The sequence below is a fragment of the Variovorax sp. 20P10.2.4 genome (assembly GCF_058244205.1).
Window position 1 is genome coordinate 1 of sequence record NZ_JBZAYE010001010.1, and the last position, 1,781, is coordinate 1,781.

Below are 1,781 nucleotides of genomic sequence, written 5' to 3' on the forward strand. Positions count from 1 at the left end.
GCGCCTTAAGCAGAACGCGGGGCGCGGGCGCCGGGCGGCTCGGGGACAATCGGGCCTCGCCGTCCCAAGGATTCGTCCCATGTACATGCCCCCGCAGTTCAACGCCAAGGATCCCGCCGTCGCGCTCGAGCTGATGCGCGCCCATCCGTTCGCGAGCCTGATCTCGACCGACGACGACGGCCTGCCGTACGTGACGCACCTGCCCCTGGTGGCCGAGCAGAGGACGGGCGAGGGCGGCGGGCTGGTGCTGTGGGCCCACTGCGCCAAGCCCAATCCGCACTGGCACTACCTGCAGGCGCGGCCGCGCGCGGTCGCGACCTTTCTCGGGCCGCATGCCTACCTGTCGCCGCAGGTCTATCCTGACCTTGCGCGCGTGCCGACCTGGAACTACCTCGCGGTGCATTGCACGGTCGAGGCCCGGCTGGTCGAGGACGCACCGGCCAAGGACGCGCTGCTCAAGCGCCTGATCGGCGAGCACGAGCCGGCCTATGCGCAGCAGTGGCGCGACCTCGGCGAGGAATTCCAGCTCAAGATGCTGGCCGGCATCGTGGGCTTCGAGCTGCGCGTGACCGCGCTGCAATGCAAGATCAAGCTCAACCAGCACCGGCGCGAATCGCATGCGGCGATGCACGAGCGCTACGCGGCCGGGTCGGGTGACGAGCGCGCGCTGTCGGTGTGGATGGAGCGGCTCGGGCTGACCGGCGCCGAGGCGCCCGCGAAGGGCGCGGCCTGAGATGCGCGGACTCGGACTGATCGGTCTCGTGGTCGCGCTCGCGATCGTCGCGCTGGTGGCGAAGAAGCAGTTCGCGGGCGCGGCCGCGCCGGTGGTGTCGACCGGGGGCGATGCCACGACGCCCGCCACGGTGCGCGACCAGGCGCGCCAGGTGCAGGACCAGTACAAGCAGGCCCTCGATGCCGCGATGCAGCAGTCGCAGCGCAAGATGCCCGATGACGAGTGAGCCCTTGAACGACGACGGCTTCATGGCGCTCGCGCTGGCCGAGGCGCGGCGCGCGGCCGAGGCTGGCGAGGTGCCGGTGGGCGCGGTGCTGGTGAAGGACGGCCGCGTGATCGCCACCGGCCGCAACACGCCCGTGGGCGGCCACGATCCGAGCGGCCATGCCGAGATCAATGCGCTGCGCGCCGGCGCCGAGGCGCTGCGCAACTACCGGCTCGAGGGCTGCGAGCTGTTCGTCACGCTCGAGCCCTGCGCGATGTGCGCGGGCGCGATGCTGCATGCGCGGCTTGCGCGCGTGGTCTATGGCGCCACCGATCCCAAGACCGGCGCGGCCGGTTCGGTGCTCGACCTGTTCGCGCTGCCCCAGCTCAACCACCGCACGCAGGTGCGGGGCGGGGTGCTGGCGGCCGACTGCGCGGCGCTGCTGCAGGACTTCTTCCAGCGCCGGCGCACGGCCGCGCGCGAGCAGGCGCAGCCGCTGCGCGACGATGCGCTGCGCACGCCGCCCGAGCGCTTCGAGGCGCTGGCGGACTACGCCTTCGCGCCGCACCACGTGCAGGACCTGCCGTCGCAGCGCGGCTGGCGCCTGCACTACGTCGACGAAGGGCCGGCCGATGGCGGTGCCGTCGAGGCGACCTGCCTGTGCCTGCATGGCCCCGGCGAATGGGGCTATGCCTTTCGCCATCTCGTGGGCCTGCCCGGGCTGCGCGTGCGGGTGCCCGACCTGATCGGCTTCGGCAAGAGCGACAAGCCCAAGCGCGAGGCCGCGCACAGCCTCGAGTGGCATCGCGACCTGCTGCTCGAATGGCTGGCCCGGCTGCCGCC

3 protein-coding genes are annotated in these 1,781 nt (G+C 72.4%); all 3 read left to right on the forward strand.

The window, feature by feature from the left end; translation table 11 throughout:
• The first annotated feature begins 79 nt into the window (after positions 1-79).
• Positions 80-733: an FMN-binding negative transcriptional regulator gene (locus AC27VN_RS40490; RefSeq protein ID WP_490880364.1), complete on the forward strand. Its 654-nt coding sequence runs from the start codon at positions 80-82 to the stop codon at positions 731-733.
• A gap of 1 nt (position 734) precedes the next feature.
• On the forward strand, positions 735-959 hold the full coding sequence (locus tag AC27VN_RS40495; protein WP_208509095.1) for a hypothetical protein: 225 nt from the start codon (positions 735-737) through the stop codon (positions 957-959).
• Positions 949-1,781: tRNA adenosine(34) deaminase TadA (gene tadA / locus AC27VN_RS40500; RefSeq protein WP_490880365.1), on the forward strand; the 833-nt coding region annotated here is incomplete at its 3' end. The genes AC27VN_RS40495 and tadA, both read left to right, overlap by 11 nt.

Coding starts and splice junctions, on each gene's coding strand:
- AC27VN_RS40490 (WP_490880364.1), top strand. CDS start 80: ATGTACATGCCCCCGCAGTTCAACGCCAAGGATCCCGCCGTCGCGCTC.
- AC27VN_RS40495 (WP_208509095.1), top strand. CDS start 735: ATGCGCGGACTCGGACTGATCGGTCTCGTGGTCGCGCTCGCGATCGTC.